Below are 18,603 nucleotides of genomic sequence, written 5' to 3'. Positions count from 1 at the left end.
CCTAAGTATATTAGTGTTTTAATTCTTTGTCAAAAAAGTTGGTCAGTCGGGTGTATAAATGGAATCGGGTATTTCCCCCATAAATCCCATGATCCCGATTGGTGTAGATTTGCATGTCGAATGGCTTATTGAGTTGAACCAGACATTCTGAATATTCTGCGCAGTTTTGGAAATGTACATTATCATCTGCCATGCCATGTACCAATAAGAGGCTACCATGAAGTTGCTCTGCTCGTGTAAAAGCTGAAGCTGCTTTATAACCTTCGGCGTTCTCTTTAGGCGTCCGCATGAATCGTTCAGTATATACGGTATCATAGAAACGGAAGTCGGTGGGAGCAGCAACGGCTACGCCGGCTTTAAATACAGGAGTGCCTTCACTCATACTCATGATCGTGGTATATCCTCCGTAACTCCATCCCCATATGCCGATACGATTTTTATCTACGTAAGGAAGGGTGGATAAGTATAAAGCCGTTTCAACTTGGTCTCTTGCTTCTTTAACGCCTATTTTAAGGTAAGTGCATTTTTCAAAAGCTTCTCCACGTCCACCGGTTCCTCTACCGTCAACGCAGACCACAACGTAGCCAATGCTAGCCATGTAAGTCTCCCAGCTCATCCCCCAGTTATCGAGTACTTGCTGAGAACCCGGGCCGCTATATTGGTACATTAATACCGGATATGGTGTGGAAGCATTAAAATGAGTGGGTTTCATCATCCAACCATTGAGTTGTACGCCGTCGGTTGTCTTAAAGGTGAAAAACTCCTTTTGAGGGATTTCATAGTTGGCTAGAGTCGCTTTCAGCTTCGCATTGTCAACAAGAGTCTTTAAGGTTTTTCCTGTGTTATCTTTTAAGGTGATCTCCATTGGAGTGGTTAGACTCGAATATTTGTTCATGAAATACTTCATCGTTGTACTGAAGATCGGTGAATTGGTGCCTAGTTGTTGAGTCAGGTTGGTCTTCCGTCCTTTACGATCTATTTTATAGACGCTTTTTCTTAAAGGACTTCCTTCGTTACTGGTGTAATAGAAGGTGCCATTAGCTTCATCGTATCCCACAAAATCTTTAACCTCAAATTGTCCACTAGTGACTTTCTTAACCAAATTACCTCCCATAGTGTACCAATAAAGGTGATTGTATCCATCGCGTTCGCTTAGTAGACTAAAGTGGTTGGGGTAGAACTGGATATTGTCTAATACATTTTCTTTGATATAATAAGATGACTCGTCGCGTAAGATCAGCTTGCAAGTGGTCGAACGTGGATTGGCGAAATAGAGGTCAAAACGATTTTGATGACGGTTTAAAGTCATCACCGCTAATTTGTCGGCATCTTTAGTAAACCGGATGCGTGGAATATAGGTATCGGCGTCGATTGGTAACTTCATCGTGCGGGTAACGTGCGACTTGATATCGTAGGTACGTACCTCCACTTTTGAATTTTCATAACCGGCTTTAGGATATTTATAGGTATAGTAACCCGGATAATCGGTAAAATCGTCTATTTTTGGGTGTGAACCGGCAAAGAGTGGGAAACTATAAGAAAGAACTTCCGATTCATCAAATCGAACAAAGGCTAGCATGGTATTGTCGGCACTAAATTCTAAAGCACGATCAAAAGCGAATTCTTCTTCGTAAACCCAATCCGGAATACCATTGATGATCGAATTAGATTTACCGTCGTCCGTGACTTGGCTTTCACTATTTCCGTAAAGCAGTTTGACGAGGAAAATATTGTTGCTGCGAACAAAAGCAATCATAGTTCCGTCGGGTGAAAAGACTGGGACTTGTTGTGGCCCGCCATCCGATAAACGTTCTATGATATTATTTGTTGTCACCCCTTTGTCATTGCGCTTAAGAGGGTAGATATAATGCACAGCGGTGTACGAATGTCGATAAATCGGTGTCGTTTCTGTGGCGATTAATAGTTTCTGTCCATCCGGAGAGAATTGATAACTGTCGAAATGTTTAAAAGTACACTCTCTGGCTTTATTTACATCGAAGAGTACTTCTACCACTTCACCTGTGCGAAAAGAGTATTTGATGATTTGCGTTCTATCTTGGTTGATTTGAGTATAGTGTTCACCATCTGGCATCGGTATGATGCCATAGATGTTTTCCGGTCGGAAACGTCCATCGATAATTTCTTTTAAATCAAGCGGCTGATTACTTTTTGCTAGACTGAACCCGGTGTTTAATAGGCAAAGTAGTAAAAATAGTGCAATTTTTTTCATTATTATGTTTGTTTGGTTTGACAAGTGTTTCTTAAACTCAAATACAACTCTAATAATGCAAAAATAAGAATAAACTTAAATACCTCAAAGATATCCTCTCGTTATTGCTTGTTAAGTTTACTGAAATATAGCTTTTCCTAGAAGACTGAATGGAGCTTACAGTAAATCTGTGGTGAGTTGTTCTGTAATATAGGTATAGATGGATTCCTTTTCTGTGGGGTGAAACCATTTGATTTCATGATCCCGTTTAAACCAGGTCATTTGTTTACGAGAATAGATGCGAGAGTTTTGCTTGATTTTTTCTATCGCAAATTCAAGGCTCCACTCGTGATCGAAATAGTTGAATAGTTCTTTATATCCGACGGTGTTTAAAGCATTGAGGTGTCGATGAGAATAGACAGAAAGAGCTTCCTCTAATAAGCCCTCCTTTATCATTTCGTCAACTCTTTCGTTAATGCGGGCGTAAAGTTCTTCTCGTTCCCGTTTTAAACCGATTTTGATGATGTTAAAGGGACGTTGCTTCTTTTGCTGTGTCCGAAATGACGTATAGGTTTTGTCGGTCATGTAACAAATCTCGAGTGCATGTACTACTCTTTTGTGATTTTTTAGATCGACAATCTTATAATATTCAGGATCGAGTAATCGTAATTCTGCGCATAGGTGGTCTAACCCTTCAGTCTCAAGTTTGTGGAGTAAAAGTTCACGGGTCTCTGAATCGACCGTTGGGATATCGTCTATTCCTTTGCAGATGGCATCAATATACATCATTGATCCTCCGGTTAGGATAACGACGGGATGGGTTTTAAAGAGTTCTTCAAGCGCCTGCATAACCTCTTCTTCATATTGAGCCGCACTATAATAGTCGTCTAAATTTAAAATTCCGACAAAGTGGTGAGGGACTCTTTTTAATTGTTCTGGAGTAGGAGCAGCCGTTCCGATTTTTAGTTCATGGAATAGTTGCCTTGAATCGGCAGATATAATATCTGTATGAAAATGTTCAGCTAAGCTTAAGCTGAGCTCTGTTTTGCCTACACCAGTAGGACCGATTAGAACAATAAGGGTTGGCATGAGAAATAGGTAAATAGGAACAGATCAACCTACGGAGTTGAATAAACCATTCAACTCCGTAAGTTGATCTGAGTCTTAAAATATTAAATTTTTTCTTCTTCAAAAGACTCACCACCGGCATTTCCATCCAGATCGAAACCTTCTTTATCGAAGTCTTCCATGTCGAAATCTTGATCGCCATAGAAATTCTCATCAAGGTCGAGTGAAGTGTTGGTTGTGATCATTTCTTCGAAATCGATCGTTTGCTTCGGGGCGTTGCCGGCTTGTTTGGTACATTTGGCCTGGCTGATCTCCTTACCGGTGATAATTTCCGAAAGCTCAATGAAGAAACATCTTTCTGTCATGTAATCGAATACGTACAACAATTTTTGCTTCTCGTCTTCGATAAGTTCGTTTAGAGGGGTCTCTTTCATCACCCAGCTATCCATTTCCGGATTGTCGTCCATCTCTTCAAGAGTGACCTCTTTTTCTTTTTCCCAATCGTCATCGCAGATAAAGAAAGAAGTCATCTGATCATCTGTATAGTTTACAGACGCTAGAATAGCTTTATGGAAGTCATAAAAAGTGGCTTCCGGATCAATTTGTATTTCTCTTACGAAAGAATCTTCTTCGTCAGAAATTAAAATAAATTTGTATATCATAGCTAAAAATAATATCTAAGGTCATTATTTAATGATACCACGTTCTGAACTGCGAATGAAGTCGAGTATATACTCTATTTCCGGTGCTTTTTCGAACTCTGCTTCGATCTTCTTTAATGCGTCGGTGGTGTTTAATCCACTTTGGTAGATGATGCGGTAAACGTTATGAATGCGTTCAATAGCTTCGTTAGAAAATCCACGGCGGCGAAGTCCAATAATGTTAATACCACAGAAACTGATCGGTTCGCGTCCGGCAATAATATAGGGAGGAATATCCTTACTGAAACGAGATCCTCCTTGTACCATGACATATCCACCAACATGACAGAATTGGTGCATCAAGACACTTGCACTGATTATGGCATTGTCGTCAATGATGATTTCACCTGCCATCTTAGTTGCATTGCCGATAATACAGCCATTTCCTATGATCGCATCATGAGCTACATGAACGCCTTCCATCAATAAGTTGTTACTACCAACAACCGTACGTCCTTTGGCTGCTGTACCACGATTGATCGTTACATTTTCACGTATGGTATTGTTATCACCGATTTCGGCAGTTGTTTCTTCGCCATGAAATTTCAAATCCTGTGGGACAGCTCCAATAACAGCATTTGGGAAAATCGTATTTCCATTGCCAATGCGTGAACCGTAAAGAATTGTGGCATTAGGCATGATTTTATTATTATCGCCAATGACTACATTTTGATCAATGTAGACAAATGGACCAATTTCAACATTTTCCCCAATCTTTGCATCGGGATGTATATAGGCAAGTTGACTTATCATACGTCAGTTATTTATTTGTTTTTAATGATTTGTGCCATAAATTCTGCTTCGCAGACCACTTTCTCGCCAACGAAAACGTAACCTTTCATTGTGGATATTCCACGACGAATAGGGGCTAGTAATTCAACGCGGAAGACAAGTGTATCGCCTGGAACAACTTTTTGGCGGAATTTGACGCCATCTATTTTCATAAAATAGGTAGAGTAACTTTTGGGATCATCAACAGAGTTGGTGACGAGTAAACCTCCAACTTGTGCCATTGCTTCAATTTGTAAAACGCCAGGCATAACGGGTTCTTCTGGGAAGTGACCTTGAAAGAAAGGTTCGTTTGACGTCACATTCTTAACTCCGACAATGTAATTTGCGCCGATTTCGATGACTTTATCTACCAATTGGAAAGGATAGCGGTGAGGTAATAACTCTCTAATGCGATTAACATCCATGATGGGAGGAGCACTGCAGGCATACACTGGAGCTTGTATCTCGTGTAGGCGAATTTCTTTACGCATCTGGCGAGCAAACTTATTGTTGATCGTATGTCCAGGGCGTGTAGCAATAATACGACCTTTAATCGGTTTTCCAATTAAGGCTAAATCACCAATAACGTCTAGAAGTTTATGACGGGCGCATTCATTAGCCCAAACTAAAGGTTTGTGATTGATGTAGCCTAATTTGTCTGCACTCATGTGAGGCACTCCCATAACATCGGCCAATTTGTTAAAGCTGTCTTGCGACATCTCTTTTTCGTAAATCACAATCGCATTGTTAAGGTCGCCTCCTTTTATTAATCCGGCTGATAAAAGAGGTTCTATTTCGCGTACAAAGACGAATGTGCGGCTAGCTGCAATTTCGTCTTTAAACTTGCCCATGTCTTCCAATGTTGCAAACTGATTGGGGATGATGGTGGAGTCATACGAAACAAGAACATTTAAGCTGAAGTTATCATCTGGTAATACAATAATTGATGAGCCAGTCGATTCATCACGAAATTCTATTTTAGATTTGATGATATAATAGTCTTTAACCGCACTTTGTTCTTCTGTGCCAACTCGCTCTATTCCTTCGACATAATATTGAGAACTGCCATCAAGGATCGGGAATTCAGGACCGTTAACTTGAATTAAACAGTTGTCGATTCCCAATGCATAAAGTGCAGCCATACCGTGTTCTATCGTGCTTACTTTTGCACCATTTTTACACAAGACGGTACCACGAGTTGTTTCAGTTACATTGTCGGCTACAGCATCAATGATAGGTTGTCCTTCCAAATCGATACGTTGAATTTTATAGCCATGGTTGTCTGGAGCCGGGTTGAAAGTAACGGTCAGATCAAGCCCGGTATGAAGACCTTTTCCGTTTAACGAAAAGCTATCTTTCAGCGTTTTTTGTTTTAACATTGATTACTTGTTATTTAAAAGTTGTTTTAATTCATTCAATTCTTTGCGGAGTGCATGAAGCTCAGTGTACATCTCTGGCAGTTTACGTGTAACAGCAGCCGACTTAAAATAAGCTTTAGGGTCAGACGGAGGAGTTCCGATGAGCTGACTGTTAGATTTGATGTTACCGGGAACACCCGATTGAGCACCTAGATTCACGTGATCACCAATTTTGATGTGTCCCGCAAGTCCAACTTGTCCACCAAACATACACCATTCACCGACTTTAGTAGAACCTGCAATTCCTGTTTGAGCAGCCATAACCGTGTGAGATCCGATCTCATCATTATGAGCGATTTGTACCAAGTTGTCTATTTTGGCTCCGCTATGAATAATTGTGGCTCCCATAGTGGCACGATCGACACAAGTATTAGCTCCTAGATCGACTTTGTCTTCCAGGATTACAATGCCTATTTGTGGAATCTTATCATATCCGGTAGGAGTCGGCGCAAAACCAAAACCATCTGCTCCAACGACTGCTCCCGAATGAATGATACATTCATGACCAATGCGGCAGTCATGGTAAATATTGACGTTGGAGTAAAGCAAACAGCCTTCCCCAATTTTAACGCCATCACCAATATAAGTGTGTGGGTAGATTTGAGTGTTATCTCCAATGACAGCATGTTCACCAATATAGGCAAATGCTCCAATATAGACATTCTGACCTATTTTTGCTGTGGGAGCAACAAAAGCCAGAGAATCAATTCCTTGCTTTTTCGGCTTACTCATTTCGTACATATTGAGTAGCTTTGCAAGGCTTTCATAAGCATTGTCCACCTTAATTAAGGTTGCCGATATTTCGTGCTCAGGTACAAAATCTTTGTTGACCAGAACAATACTTGATTGAGTTTCGTATATATAAGGTGTATATTTAGGGTTTGAAAGAAAAGAAATAGCTCCAGGCATTCCCTCTTCTATTTTGGCAAAAGTGTGTACAGTTGCATTTTCGTCGCCAATGATTTCTCCTTGGATAAATGTTGCAATTTGTTTAGCCGAGAACTCCATGTTTTTTATTTATAATTAAATTAGTTCACAAATAACGGACTTTTTTTTTATATATCCGTACTCTTTTATTGAATATTTGCTGTTTGAGTATGCAAACGTTGGTAGCAAATGTAATCTTTCTTTACCTTGTGAGAGAGAAGAGATAAATCTAGCATATCCGACGCTTCTGCAATATTTTTAACGCTTCCGTCTTTGTACAAAATGTCTATGCTATCATCAGCGGGATCATACATATTTTTTTCAGTACTTGGGGTCGAGACCAGATATTCTGATTCTGCTCGCGATAGATTTAATTCCCGACTGATTTGTTGAATCAATTCTTCTTTCCGAGAGGGTTTAGTCGCTTCTGTAGAAGTTTCTACTTTGAAAATATGTCGGTTGACCATTCCCGAACTTAATATCGATAAGATAGGGTCTGGGTGCTTGCTCCAAACTTTTAGGGCGGTCCAGATATCGTTATCGTCGAGTTCAATGAAATGCTTTAAGCACTCCGGGTCTTTATAAAAAGCATTTCGATCGATGTTTTGGTATAAGAAGTATTTTAAGCATGGTGAAGCAAATAGTTCGACTCCATTCAATGCCAATTCTTTCGCTCTAAGTAGCGTGTTGATAAGCATTTGCTCATATGCGATGGAGGTCTTATGTAAATAAACCTGCCAATACATTAAGCGTCTAGCCATTAAGAAGTTCTCTATCGAATAGATTCCTTTGGACTCCACCACTAAATGGTCGTCTTTGATGTCCAACATTTTAATGATACGGGCTGAGCCGATATTTCCTTCGGTTACTCCGGTATAAAAGCTGTCGCGACGTAAATAGTCCAATCGGTCCATATCTAGCTGACCGCTCACTAATTGGTGAAGGAAATGTTTGGGATAGTCGTCTTTAAAGATTTGAATGGCCAGATTAAGCTTTCCATTCATTTCTTGGTTGATTTGCTGCATGAGCAATAAGGAAATCTCTTCGTGTGAGATGCCTTTTACAAGGGTGTCTTCTAAGACATGTGAAAAGGGGCCATGCCCAATGTCGTGTAGTAAGATGGCTGCTTGTACGGCTTCTGCCTCACTATCAAAGATGAAATGTCCCTTAGCCGTCAGATGTTTAATGGCTTCACTCATCAGGTGGAATGCCCCTAAAGAATGTTGAAAACGGGTATGCTGTGCGCCAGGGTAAACAACGGACGAAACGCCGACTTGTTTAATCCGGGTTAAACGTTGCAAAAGGGGATGTTGTACCAAATCGAACAACAACCCCTTAGGTATATTGATAAACCCGAAAACCGGGTCATTAATAATCTTTCTTTCGTAAGGCATTATAAAATAGCATTCAATTGCTCAGCCATTTCCGCTTGAACTTCTTGAGCGGCTTGACGAGCAGCTTGTGCGAAATTTTCTGTTTGATCAGCATAAATAATGCCACGTGAAGAGTTGACAATAAGTCCGCAGGTCTTGTTCATTCCATATTGGCAAACTTCTTGAAGAGATCCTCCTTGTGCGCCAACACCCGGTACCAATAAGAAGTGGTCAGGGGCAATCTGACGAATATCTTCGAAAGCCTTTCCTTGAGTCGCTCCAACGACATACATCATCTGTTCGTCGTTTGCCCAAGTTTGTGATTGTCGAAGTACCTTCTCAAATAAACGCTCTCCATTAGCATCTTCCATGAGTTGAAAATCGTGTGATCCTTTATTGGAAGTCAGTGCTAATAAAATCACCCATTTATCTGGGTAAGTTAAGAAAGGAGTCACACTATCTTCTCCCATGTAAGGAGCTACGGTTACAGAATCGATGTTAAGTTCTTCGAAGAAGGTACGAGCATACATGGCCGAGGTATTCCCAATGTCTCCGCGTTTAGCATCAGCAATGATAAACTGATCCGGATAGTTTTCTTTGATGTAAGTCACTGTCTTTTCAAAAGCAATCCATCCTTTGACTCCCATGCTTTCGTAAAAAGCCAAGTTTGGTTTATAAGCGATACATAGATCGGCTGTTGCATCGATAATCGCTTTGTTAAAAGCAAACAAAGGATCTTCTTCTTTGAGCAAGTGTTCCGGTATCTTTTTAATATCTGTATCTAGTCCTACACACAAAAATGATTTTTTGCGTTTAATGTTTTCGAAGAGTTGTTGTTTATTCATTGCTATCTTTCAAAATATTATAATTCACTTTCTTTTAAACGTTCTGCATTCTCAGCGATGATGAGGTGGTCGATACAATCTTGTACGTCGCCATCCATGAAAGCCGAAAGGTTATAAATCGTATAATTAATACGGTGATCGGTGATTCGTCCTTGCGGATAATTATAGGTACGGATTTTAGCCGAACGGTCGCCCGTTGAAACCATCGTTTTACGTTTAGAAGCAATATCGTCGAGATATTTCTGATGTTCCTTGTCGTATATAAAGGTACGTAAACGAGCTAATGCACGTTCTTTGTTTTTAGGCTGATCGCGAGTCTCGGTACATTCAATCAAGATTTCTTCGGCTATTCCTGTATTCGGATTCTTCCAGATGTATCGTAGACGAACACCCGACTCTACCTTATTGACATTCTGTCCACCGGCACCTCCCGATCGGAACGTATCCCACTTAATCTCTCCTTCATTGATCACCACATCAAACTCTTCGGCTTCCGGGAGGACAGCCACTGAGGCAGCCGATGTATGTACACGGCCTTGGGTCTCAGTTGCCGGTACACGTTGTACACGGTGTACGCCCGATTCATATTTGAGGGTTCCGTAGACATTGTCGCCGGTAATACTGCAAACAATTTCCTTGAAACCGCCTGAAGTTCCTTCATTGGCATTCGAAACCTCCATTTTCCACCCTTTCGTTTCGCAGAACTTCGCATACATTCGGAATAAATCACCGGCAAAAATAGCCGCTTCATCTCCTCCGGTACCACCGCGAATTTCGAGTATGGCATTCTTTTCGTCTTGAGGGTCGGCAGGAACTAACAGAAGTTTGATCTCTTCTTCGAGCCCCGGAAGTCGGTTTTGACAAGTATCTAGTTCTTCACGAGCCATTTCACGCATTTCTTGATCGGACTCTGTGGATAAGATTTCTTTGGCTTCTTCAATGCCCCGCAAGAGTTGAATATATTCTTGACGAGCTTTCATCAAGTCGTCTAGTTCTTTATATTCTTTGGTTAGTTTCACATATCGTTTTTGGTCGGCAATCACTGCCGGGTCGGTAATCAGTGTCGACACTTCTTCGAAACGAGCCACCAAACCATCGAGTTTATCTAATATTGTACTTTTATCAGCCATTTATTTACAAATCTTTTGTATCCATTTATATTTTTTCGTGACAATCATATAGGTGATTATCGTCCAACCAATGAGCACGAGGACGCGTGCCAGTTGTATGAATGTGATCGGAAGAGTTATCAAATCCTGAATGATGTGATAACCCATATATCCTGTTGCGCCAATACTAATCAAGCAACATAAAATATAAAATAGAGTTTTCAACAGTTGTTAGTATTTGAATGTTCCGAATTCGCTGTTGATTACCAATTCTTTTTCCTCGCTTTCTTCCACATGTCCCACGATTTGTGCATCAATGCCGAAGCTCTTTGAGATGGCAATCACCTCTTCAGCTTGTTCCTTAGGAAGATAAACTTCTAAGCGATGTCCCATGTTGAACACTTTATACATTTCGGCCCAATCGGTACCACTTTGTTCTTGTATGGTATGGAACAATGGAGGAACAGGGAATAAATGATCTTTAACCACACGCAGGCGATCGCCTAAGAAGTGGAGAATCTTGGTCTGGCCGCCACCTGAGCAATGTACCATACCGTGGATTTGCGGGCGAAGGGCATCTAATAATTTCTTAACCACCGGCGCATAAGTACGTGTCGGAGAAAGAACAAGTTTACCGGCATTTAAAGGTGAGCCTTCAACCTCATCGGTCAGTTTCAATTGTCCCGAGTAACACAACTCTTCAGGTACAGCAGCATCATAACTTTCCGGATATTTCTCTGTTAAGTATTTAGAGAAGACATCATGGCGTGCACTGGTAAGCCCATTGCTACCCATACCCCCATTATATTCTTTCTCGTAAGTCGCTTGTCCAAAAGAAGCCAATCCTACAATCACATCGCCGGCTGCAATATTTGCATTGTCAATAATTTCCGAGCGCTTCATACGACAAGTCACCGTACTGTCTACAATAATTGTACGTACTAAGTCGCCTACATCTGCCGTTTCGCCTCCGGTGGCATAAACGCCAACGCCCATATCGCGTAACTCTGCCAGTAACTCGTCGGTTCCATTGATAATGGCCGATATCACTTCTCCCGGGATCAATAGTTTGTTTCGTCCGATGGTTGAAGAAACGAGGATGTTATCTACGGCACCTACGCAAAGTAGATCGTCGATATTCATAATTAAGGCATCTTGCGCGATTCCTTTCCATACCGAAAGATCTCCCGTTTCTTTCCAATACATATAGGCTAGAGACGATTTTGTCCCGGCTCCGTCGGCATGCATAATGTTGCAGTATTCCGGATCACCGCCTAAGATGTCAGGGATTATTTTACAGAAAGCTTTTGGATAAAGTCCTTTGTCGATGTTCTTAATGGCATTGTGCACATCTTCTTTTGAGGCACTTACGCCACGCATCATGTATCGTTGGTTACTCATGAGTTATAGGTTATTTTGTATACGGCACAAAAATACTGCTTTTTTTTCTTCCCACCAACAAAAAGCAGATCAAGTAGAAAGAGGGAGGATGAAGTGAGTTACAGTTTGACTATCTGAGGGGAACCAGAGTGATCTATCCGTTGTGAAATTTAAAGTGTGTGCCGTTCAATACCTGCTGTGGCGTTGAGGGTGGGGGCTGACGTCGGGGCATAAAAAATCCCTGAAGAGTTTTAGGCTTCAGGGATGATCTTATTAGAATTCTACTTTTGGTGCTTTATCGGCGCCTTCTTCGGCATCGAAGTAAGGACGCTTGTCGAAGCCAAACATCGAAGCAAAGATCGATTTCGGGAATCGGCGAATTGAGGTGTTATACGCTTGAGCTGCATCGTTGAAGTTCTTGCGGGCAACGGTAATACGGTTTTCTGTACCTTCCAATTGCGCTTGAAGTTCTAAGAAGTTCTGATTGGCTTTCAAGTCCGGATAGTTTTCGGTAATGGCTAACAGTTTGCCTAAGGCCGAGGTCACTGCTCCTTGAGCTTTTTGGTATTCCGCCAATTTCTCAGGGGTTAGATCTTTGCTATCTACTTTGATCTGGGTGGCTTGGCTTCGAGCGGCGATGACGCCTTCAAGGGTCTCCTTTTCATGTTTTGCATACCCTTTGACCGTATTCACTAGATTAGGGATCAAGTCGGCCCGTCGTTGATATTGAGTTTCGACATTTGCCCATTGACTATTGACATTTTCTTCCGAAGTTACTAAACCATTGTACATGCTAATGCCAAAAAAGACTACTATAGCAATAACAGCTAGAACGATAATAGTTGATTTTTTCATTGTGGTTAATCGTTTATGTTTAATTGATCTGATTGATGTAATTGATTTAATTGATCTGACTTAATTTAGTTTAATCGGTTTGGTTTGATTAAAATCTTGAGCCGGCTCCACCGCCGCCTCCCATACCGCCACCAAAACTTCCGCCTCCGAAGCCACCGCTTCCACTTCCGAAGCTGCCTCCTCCAAAACCTCCGATAAACGGACCGCCTCCGCGTCCGCGGTAGTTCTCATCGTAGGATTGGCGTTCGCGAACGACAGAATGTCCGCAGTTGCGGCACGTGTAGACGACTTTTTCGGTCTTTACCCCATGAACGGATGAGATCAAGTTGGTACTTGTGCGTTGAAGCTCATGTTTGCCACATTTTGGGCAACGGCTTTGATTACGCATGGTCATATAACTGATGATGACCGATATAATGACGAAACCTAGAATGGCCAAAACGAGCAGTCCCATTCCTCCGGATCCTTCCGAATCGGTATCGTTGACCATGGACCCGTCGAGCCTTGCGCAGGTTTTCTCTATTCCGATGACCATACCTTCATTCCATTGACCTCGTTTGAAGTATGGAAGCATGTATTTAGTTTGTATGCGTTTGCAGATCGCATCGGGCAAATCACCCTCCAAGCCATAGCCCGTATAGAACTGAACGCAACGTTGGTCGAGTACTAATAGTATGACCAACCCGTTGTCTTTTCCTTTTTTACCGACTCCCCATTGGTTGAGCAGTTGATGACAGAAATCAAAGCATTCGACGTTGCCGATAGAAGGGAGTACAGCCACGACCGTCTCAATACCGGTTTGTGTTTCGAGGGCATAAAGCATGGAGTCCATACGAGCACAACTTTCTGTAGATAAGATGTTCTCCGGGTTACAAACATAGCGGGTCTTATCCGCTAGATGAACTTTCGGTAAGTTGTCTACGGTATATATTTTATCCTGTGCATTAACGGCTAAACAAAAGAGTGCAGTTAGTGTAAAAAGGAGTATTTTCTTCATTTTTATCGAGCAATTGGTTGTTACAAAGATATGTTTTTTTTTGAAAGATGCGCTTTATTCGTTAACAAATAAGGCTCTTTTTGATTTTAAGCGGAGCAGACGGTCTCATCTTGGAATAGGTTTTATACAAACATCGGTCTCATAAAGATTGGGATATCTAAGGACGAAAATCAATTGCCATACGGTTGAAAGAGTATTGTCGTACGGTCGGGAATAAATTGTCGTACGGTTGATAATAAACTGCCGTACCGTTGATAATCAAGTATCATACGGTCGAAAACCAATTGTCATGCGGTCGAATGTCTTGTTGCATACAGTAGACCTTTTTCAAGGATTCGGATTCTTATCTTTACCCAATTTGCCTCCTCTTAAAACGAACTTTTGTATAGGGCTTGCTGATCATTAGAGTGGTGTCTGCTCACCTACCGGAGATAGTTCTCAACGAATTGTTTCACTCGTTGGGTATACTCTTGTTGGTGGTCTTTATACGATAGGGCATGCTCAGATCCGGGCACAATCCACAAGGCTTTAGGTTCCGATTTGGCTTTATAGAGTGGATAAACCATCCAGGTTGGGACATAAGTATCTTGATCGCCATGAATGAAAAACATCGGAAGGGTCGATTTAGCCACTTGTTTTAAAGGGGAAGCTTCTTCAAAATCCCATCCGTATTTTAGTTGACAGAGCCAACTCGTGGTGTACAAGAGTGGGAAAGGAGGAAGGTGATAGCTGCTTTTTAATTCATTTGCAAACTCATCCCAGACACTCGTATAGCCGCAATCTTCGACAAAGCATTTTACATAATCGGGTTGCTGTTCTCCGGCGACCATCATCGTGGTGGCTGCTCCCATCGAAATACCGTGAACCACCATCAACGTGCTGTCACCGTAAATATGGTGGGCGACATTCATCCATTGCATCACATCCAAACGATCTTTCCAGCCCATTTGTATCGCTTTCCCCTCACTTTGTCCATGATGCTGCAGGTCGGGTAAAAGGACATTATATTTTAAGTCTCGATTATAGAGATAGCCAATCATCAACATGCGCAGGGCATTGTCGGTGTAGCCATGCACGATGACTGCTGTTTTTCGGGTGGGACGTGGAGCATGGATGTAATAGGCATGTAAACGAACACCTTGTGGATTGAGGATGAACGTGTCTTTTAAAGCCTTGTTCTGTTGAAGGCTATCGACCCAAGATTCTAAAAATGGATAATCGTTGTACATGAAAGAGAAAGTCTCTGCATTTTTCTTTTCTATCTTCTCATTTGGAGCGAGTGAAAGATCGATCATGTAGAAACTACCTCCAATGATTATCGCACCAATGAATAAAGCGATACCAATTACGCTGTAAGCTATTTTTTTCATGTTTTGAGCCTTTTTAGAATCGTGAATGAGAGTATTTCTTTATTTACGCCAGATATTCCAAGCCGCAAAAGCTTGTAAAAGCAACATCTCCAAGCCATTCTTTGTTGCTGCACCTTGTCGTTCGCCTTTTTTCATAAATAAGGTGACGTTGGGGTTGTACAACAAGTCGTACAGTAGATGGTTCGGAGTGAGATATTCGTATGGAATATTCGGACAATGGTCGACTTTGGGGTACATGCCTACGGGCGTACAGTTGACGATGACGGTATATTCACTCATGATCTCGGGTGTTAGATCTTCGTAAGCCAAATCATCCGACGATTGTGGCTGGCGCGACACGAAACGGCTCTCGATATTTAAGTTCTTTAGACCTTGATAAACGGCTTTTGATGATCCTCCTGTCCCTAAGATCAAGGCTTTTTGATGATGTGGAAGAAGTAATGGTTCGATCGATTCGGTGAATCCGATAATGTCGGAGTTATATCCAACGAGTCGCGTTTTATCTTTATCACGTACAATCTTGATCACATTGACGGCCCCTATTTGTGCTGCGCTCGGATCAAGTTCATCGAGAAAAGGAATGACTTTCTCTTTATATGGAATCGTTACGTTCAGTCCACGTAGGTTATCATTCTCTTCAATAATCTCTTTGAAATCGTCGATGCTTGGGATTTCAAAGTTGACATATTCAGCTTGAATGCCTTCTGATTTAAACTTCTCATTAAAATATCCAATTGAAAAAGAGTGTTTCAACGGATAACCTATTAAACCGTACTTATCCATAATTGGGGGTGTTTATCTCTGTTCTTATTATTTAATAGCTGTGTATAGGGTGCAGATCCCAAAAGTTAGCCGCTTGAAATGGACGGTGCTAAAGCCGGCTTTCTTGATCACGTTTTGCATCACTTCACCTTGTGGAAAGGCTTTGATTGTGGCCGGAAGGTAACGGTATGCGCTTTTATCTTTCGATAAGATCTTGCCAAGCATCGGGATCACGAGCTTAGAGTAAAGAGCATAAAGTTGCTTCATAGGGAAACGCTCAGGAGTGGTTAACTCTAAGATCACTAAGCACCCACCGGGAGTAAGTACTCTTTGCATCTCTGAGAGGCCTTTGTCGAGATTATCGAAGTTGCGAATGCCGAAAGCCACTGTTATAGCATCAAACGACTCATCCGAGAATGTCAGTGCCGTACAGTCCTCTCTGGCAAAAGAGATCTGATCGTCTAAATCGAGCTGTTTTACTTTTTCCCGCCCGACATTCATCATGCCTTCTGAGATATCGGTACCAATGAGGCTTTGAGGCTTCAGTGAACGATAGGCTAGAATGGCAAAATCACCGGTGCCTGTTGCTACATCCATGATTCGTTGAGGATGAAACGGACGTAGCCAATTGATGGCTCTACGACGCCAATAACGGTCTATACCCATGGATAACGTGTGATTTAACTTATCATAGGTGTGTGCAATATTGTCGAACATTTGTTCGACTTGTTTGCTTTTTTCCCCTTTGTTGTCGTAGGGTTTGATTTCTTCTTGCGGGTAATTCATTTTAAACTAAAAAAGTGTCAATAGAACAGTGGTATCCTATTGACACTATGATGAGGTTAATTTATTGTTTTAAGAACGCATTGACATTTTCTTCAATACGTGTGGCAATATTGGCTGTGTTTTCTCTGACAAACGATTCACCGGTGATGTTTTCGTATAACTCGATGTAACGTTCACTGATGCTGTTTACTATTTCAGGAGTCATCTCAGGTACGGTTTGTCCCTCTTTGCCTTGGAAACCATTCTCCATCAACCATTCGCGTACAAATTCTTTTGAAAGTTGTTTTTGAGCTTCACCTTTCTCAAAACGGTCTTGATAACCTTCTGCGTAAAAATAGCGGCTAGAATCCGGAGTGTGGATTTCATCCATGAGGTAGATAATGCCATCATGAATTCCAAACTCATACTTGGTGTCGACCAAGATCAAGCCTCTCTCTGCTGCAATCTCTGATCCGCGTTTGAAAAGCGCTAAAGTATAGTTTTCAAGTGTGGCATACTCTTCAGGGGTAGCCAATCCTTGAGCTAAGATTTCTTCTTTTGAGATATCCTCATCGTGCAAACCCATTTCGGCTTTAGTGGTTGGGGTAATAATTGGCTCTGGGAAACGTTCGTTTTCTCGCATTCCTTCAGGCAATTTTACGCCACAAATCTCGCGTACGCCATTTTTATAGGCTCTCCATGCGCTACCGCAGAGATAACCACGTACAATCATTTCTACGGGGAAACCTTTGCATAAAACGCCAACAGTGACCATTGGGTCTGGCGAGGCCAATTTCCAGTTTGGACAAATGTCGGTGGTTGCATCTAAGAACTTAGCCGCGATTTGGTTAAGCATTTGCCCTTTGTAAGGGATTCCTTCTGGCAAAACCACGTCAAAAGCTGAGATACGATCGGTCGCTACCATGACTAACTTTTCGTCATTAATGTTGTATACATCGCGTACCTTACCATGATATACGTTCTTTTGTCCCGGAAAGTTGAAATCAGTTTGAGTTAATGCTTTCATCTTGTTTTATATTATCTATTAAAGTGGTGTGCAAATTATAGGAGTACCGCTAAGATTGCGTTTTCTCTTTTTCACGTTCTGCTTTCATGTCCTTATCAAACTTGTCGTAAGCATCGACAATGCGTTCCACCAATTTGTGGCGAACAATATCCTTTTTGTTGAGTTCGACAAAACTGATGCCTTTTACTCCTTTCAAAATACGCATAGCTTGCACCAATCCAGACATCTGTGACTTGGGTAAATCGATTTGAGTCATGTCACCGGTCACAATCATTTTGGTATTGATGCCCATACGAGTGAGGAACATCTTGATTTGTTGAGTCGTCGTATTTTGTGCTTCATCAAGGATTACCACAGCGTCGTTCAATGTTCGTCCTCGCATGAAAGCTAGAGGAGCAATCTGAATGACGTTGAGTTCCATATATTCTTTCAATTTAGCTGCCGGTATCATATCTTGCAACGCATCGTATAGAGGCTGTAAGTAGGGATCGATCTTTTCTTTCATGTCACCGGGTAAGAAACCTAGTTTTTCACCGGCTTCAACAGCGGGGCGACTCAGAATGATTTTTTTTATTTCTTTATTCTTTAAAGCTCTTACGGCTAAAGCGATGGCGGTATAGGTCTTACCGGAACCGGCTGGTCCGATGGCAAATACCATATCATTCTTCTTGAATCCCTCCACGAGCTTGAGCTGATTCTCGCTTCGTGGTATGATTGGTCTTCCGTTTACACTAAAAACAATGACGTTACCAGTTTGTTCGGTTTGTGGAGCATTCCCTTTGATAATATCAATGATGACTTCTTCTTTTAAGGAGTTGAATTCCGAACAATGCTTTTCTAGCTTCACGATATTTTCTTCGAAAGCGCACATTTCTTCCTCATCGCCTAAAACTTTAATGACGTTACCTCGCGCTACAATGCGCAATTTGGGATATAAAGCTTTAATTAGTTGTATGTTGGCATTGTTTATACCGTAGAAAATGACAGGATCAACATCCTCAAGAACAATAATCTTTTCTATCATTG

Annotated in this window: 17 protein-coding genes; all 17 read right to left on the bottom strand. The window is 41.6% G+C overall.

What is annotated here, in order from left to right:
- Nucleotides 1-10: 10 nt before the first annotated feature.
- Nucleotides 11-2,230 carry a S9 family peptidase gene (locus AC4PG5_RS07995; protein WP_492028415.1) on the bottom strand — a complete coding sequence of 740 codons (2,220 nt, stop codon included), beginning with the start codon at nucleotides 2,228-2,230 and terminating at the stop codon, nucleotides 11-13.
- A gap of 156 nt (nucleotides 2,231-2,386) precedes the next feature.
- Nucleotides 2,387-3,298, bottom strand: coding sequence for a tRNA (adenosine(37)-N6)-dimethylallyltransferase MiaA (gene miaA, locus AC4PG5_RS07990; protein WP_492028414.1), 912 nt, complete (start codon nucleotides 3,296-3,298; stop codon nucleotides 2,387-2,389).
- A gap of 83 nt (nucleotides 3,299-3,381) precedes the next feature.
- Nucleotides 3,382-3,939 (bottom strand): IS1096 element passenger TnpR family protein, encoded by a 558-nt coding sequence (locus AC4PG5_RS07985; protein ID WP_492028413.1) that lies wholly within the window; start codon nucleotides 3,937-3,939, stop codon nucleotides 3,382-3,384.
- A 24-nt stretch (nucleotides 3,940-3,963) separates the two neighbouring features.
- On the bottom strand, nucleotides 3,964-4,731 hold the full coding sequence (lpxA, locus tag AC4PG5_RS07980) for an acyl-ACP--UDP-N-acetylglucosamine O-acyltransferase (protein WP_492028412.1): 768 nt from the start codon (nucleotides 4,729-4,731) through the stop codon (nucleotides 3,964-3,966).
- A gap of 11 nt (nucleotides 4,732-4,742) precedes the next feature.
- Complete coding sequence (locus tag AC4PG5_RS07975; protein ID WP_492028411.1) at nucleotides 4,743-6,128, bottom strand: bifunctional UDP-3-O-[3-hydroxymyristoyl] N-acetylglucosamine deacetylase/3-hydroxyacyl-ACP dehydratase; 1,386 nt, start codon at nucleotides 6,126-6,128, stop codon at nucleotides 4,743-4,745.
- Nucleotides 6,129-6,131: 3 nt separating this feature from the next.
- A complete protein-coding gene (gene lpxD / locus AC4PG5_RS07970; protein ID WP_492028410.1) occupies nucleotides 6,132-7,175 on the bottom strand; it encodes a UDP-3-O-(3-hydroxymyristoyl)glucosamine N-acyltransferase in 1,044 nt (347 codons plus the stop codon).
- 65 nt (nucleotides 7,176-7,240) lie between these two features.
- Entirely contained in the window at nucleotides 7,241-8,488 is a 1,248-nt protein-coding gene (locus tag AC4PG5_RS07965; protein ID WP_492028409.1) for an HD domain-containing protein, read from the bottom strand.
- On the bottom strand, nucleotides 8,488-9,312 hold the full coding sequence (gene pyrF, locus AC4PG5_RS07960) for an orotidine-5'-phosphate decarboxylase (protein WP_492028408.1): 825 nt from the start codon (nucleotides 9,310-9,312) through the stop codon (nucleotides 8,488-8,490). Before pyrF ends, AC4PG5_RS07965 begins: the two co-directional genes overlap by 1 nt.
- 17 nt (nucleotides 9,313-9,329) lie before the next feature.
- Nucleotides 9,330-10,442 (bottom strand): peptide chain release factor 1, encoded by a 1,113-nt coding sequence (prfA, locus tag AC4PG5_RS07955; RefSeq protein WP_492028407.1) that lies wholly within the window; start codon nucleotides 10,440-10,442, stop codon nucleotides 9,330-9,332.
- Between the two features lie 210 nt (nucleotides 10,443-10,652).
- On the bottom strand, nucleotides 10,653-11,822 hold the full coding sequence (locus tag AC4PG5_RS07950) for an AIR synthase-related protein (protein WP_492028406.1): 1,170 nt from the start codon (nucleotides 11,820-11,822) through the stop codon (nucleotides 10,653-10,655).
- Between the two features lie 252 nt (nucleotides 11,823-12,074).
- Nucleotides 12,075-12,656 (bottom strand): LemA family protein, encoded by a 582-nt coding sequence (locus AC4PG5_RS07945; protein WP_492028405.1) that lies wholly within the window; start codon nucleotides 12,654-12,656, stop codon nucleotides 12,075-12,077.
- Between the two features lie 88 nt (nucleotides 12,657-12,744).
- Nucleotides 12,745-13,653: a TPM domain-containing protein gene (locus AC4PG5_RS07940; RefSeq protein WP_492028404.1), complete on the bottom strand. Its 909-nt coding sequence runs from the start codon at nucleotides 13,651-13,653 to the stop codon at nucleotides 12,745-12,747.
- A 422-nt stretch (nucleotides 13,654-14,075) separates the two neighbouring features.
- Nucleotides 14,076-15,023 carry an alpha/beta hydrolase gene (locus AC4PG5_RS07935; RefSeq protein ID WP_492028403.1) on the bottom strand — a complete coding sequence of 316 codons (948 nt, stop codon included), beginning with the start codon at nucleotides 15,021-15,023 and terminating at the stop codon, nucleotides 14,076-14,078.
- 39 nt (nucleotides 15,024-15,062) lie between these two features.
- On the bottom strand, nucleotides 15,063-15,806 hold the full coding sequence (locus AC4PG5_RS07930; RefSeq protein WP_492028402.1) for a shikimate dehydrogenase family protein: 744 nt from the start codon (nucleotides 15,804-15,806) through the stop codon (nucleotides 15,063-15,065).
- A 27-nt stretch (nucleotides 15,807-15,833) separates the two neighbouring features.
- Nucleotides 15,834-16,571 (bottom strand): bifunctional demethylmenaquinone methyltransferase/2-methoxy-6-polyprenyl-1,4-benzoquinol methylase UbiE, encoded by a 738-nt coding sequence (gene ubiE, locus AC4PG5_RS07925; RefSeq protein ID WP_492028401.1) that lies wholly within the window; start codon nucleotides 16,569-16,571, stop codon nucleotides 15,834-15,836.
- Between the two features lie 61 nt (nucleotides 16,572-16,632).
- A complete protein-coding gene (locus AC4PG5_RS07920) occupies nucleotides 16,633-17,577 on the bottom strand; it encodes a phosphoribosylaminoimidazolesuccinocarboxamide synthase (protein ID WP_492028400.1) in 945 nt (314 codons plus the stop codon).
- A gap of 49 nt (nucleotides 17,578-17,626) precedes the next feature.
- A complete protein-coding gene (locus AC4PG5_RS07915; RefSeq protein WP_492028399.1) occupies nucleotides 17,627-18,601 on the bottom strand; it encodes a PhoH family protein in 975 nt (324 codons plus the stop codon).
- Between the last annotated feature and the right edge of the window lie 2 nt (nucleotides 18,602-18,603).

The sequence above is a fragment of the Bacteroides sp. QWL-09 genome, assembly GCF_058683585.1.
This window is presented reverse-complemented; position numbering and strand designations above follow the sequence as displayed.

Excerpts from the sequence above, each read along its gene's own strand:
- AC4PG5_RS07950 (WP_492028406.1), bottom strand. The coding sequence starts at position 11,822 with ATGAGTAACCAACGATACATGATGCGTGGCGTAAGTGCCTCAAAAGAA.
- AC4PG5_RS07965 (WP_492028409.1), bottom strand. The coding sequence starts at position 8,488 with ATGCCTTACGAAAGAAAGATTATTAATGACCCGGTTTTCGGGTTTATC.
- AC4PG5_RS07975 (WP_492028411.1), bottom strand. The coding sequence starts at position 6,128 with ATGTTAAAACAAAAAACGCTGAAAGATAGCTTTTCGTTAAACGGAAAA.
- AC4PG5_RS07940 (WP_492028404.1), bottom strand. The coding sequence starts at position 13,653 with ATGAAGAAAATACTCCTTTTTACACTAACTGCACTCTTTTGTTTAGCC.
- pyrF (WP_492028408.1), bottom strand. The coding sequence starts at position 9,312 with ATGAATAAACAACAACTCTTCGAAAACATTAAACGCAAAAAATCATTT.
- AC4PG5_RS07995 (WP_492028415.1), bottom strand. The coding sequence starts at position 2,230 with ATGAAAAAAATTGCACTATTTTTACTACTTTGCCTATTAAACACCGGG.
- AC4PG5_RS07945 (WP_492028405.1), bottom strand. The coding sequence starts at position 12,656 with ATGAAAAAATCAACTATTATCGTTCTAGCTGTTATTGCTATAGTAGTC.
- AC4PG5_RS07985 (WP_492028413.1), bottom strand. The coding sequence starts at position 3,939 with ATGATATACAAATTTATTTTAATTTCTGACGAAGAAGATTCTTTCGTA.
- ubiE (WP_492028401.1), bottom strand. The coding sequence starts at position 16,571 with ATGAATTACCCGCAAGAAGAAATCAAACCCTACGACAACAAAGGGGAA.
- lpxD (WP_492028410.1), bottom strand. The coding sequence starts at position 7,175 with ATGGAGTTCTCGGCTAAACAAATTGCAACATTTATCCAAGGAGAAATC.
- prfA (WP_492028407.1), bottom strand. The coding sequence starts at position 10,442 with ATGGCTGATAAAAGTACAATATTAGATAAACTCGATGGTTTGGTGGCT.
- AC4PG5_RS07915 (WP_492028399.1), bottom strand. The coding sequence starts at position 18,601 with ATGATAGAAAAGATTATTGTTCTTGAGGATGTTGATCCTGTCATTTTC.
- AC4PG5_RS07930 (WP_492028402.1), bottom strand. The coding sequence starts at position 15,806 with ATGGATAAGTACGGTTTAATAGGTTATCCGTTGAAACACTCTTTTTCA.
- AC4PG5_RS07920 (WP_492028400.1), bottom strand. The coding sequence starts at position 17,577 with ATGAAAGCATTAACTCAAACTGATTTCAACTTTCCGGGACAAAAGAAC.
- miaA (WP_492028414.1), bottom strand. The coding sequence starts at position 3,298 with ATGCCAACCCTTATTGTTCTAATCGGTCCTACTGGTGTAGGCAAAACA.
- AC4PG5_RS07935 (WP_492028403.1), bottom strand. The coding sequence starts at position 15,023 with ATGAAAAAAATAGCTTACAGCGTAATTGGTATCGCTTTATTCATTGGT.
- lpxA (WP_492028412.1), bottom strand. The coding sequence starts at position 4,731 with ATGATAAGTCAACTTGCCTATATACATCCCGATGCAAAGATTGGGGAA.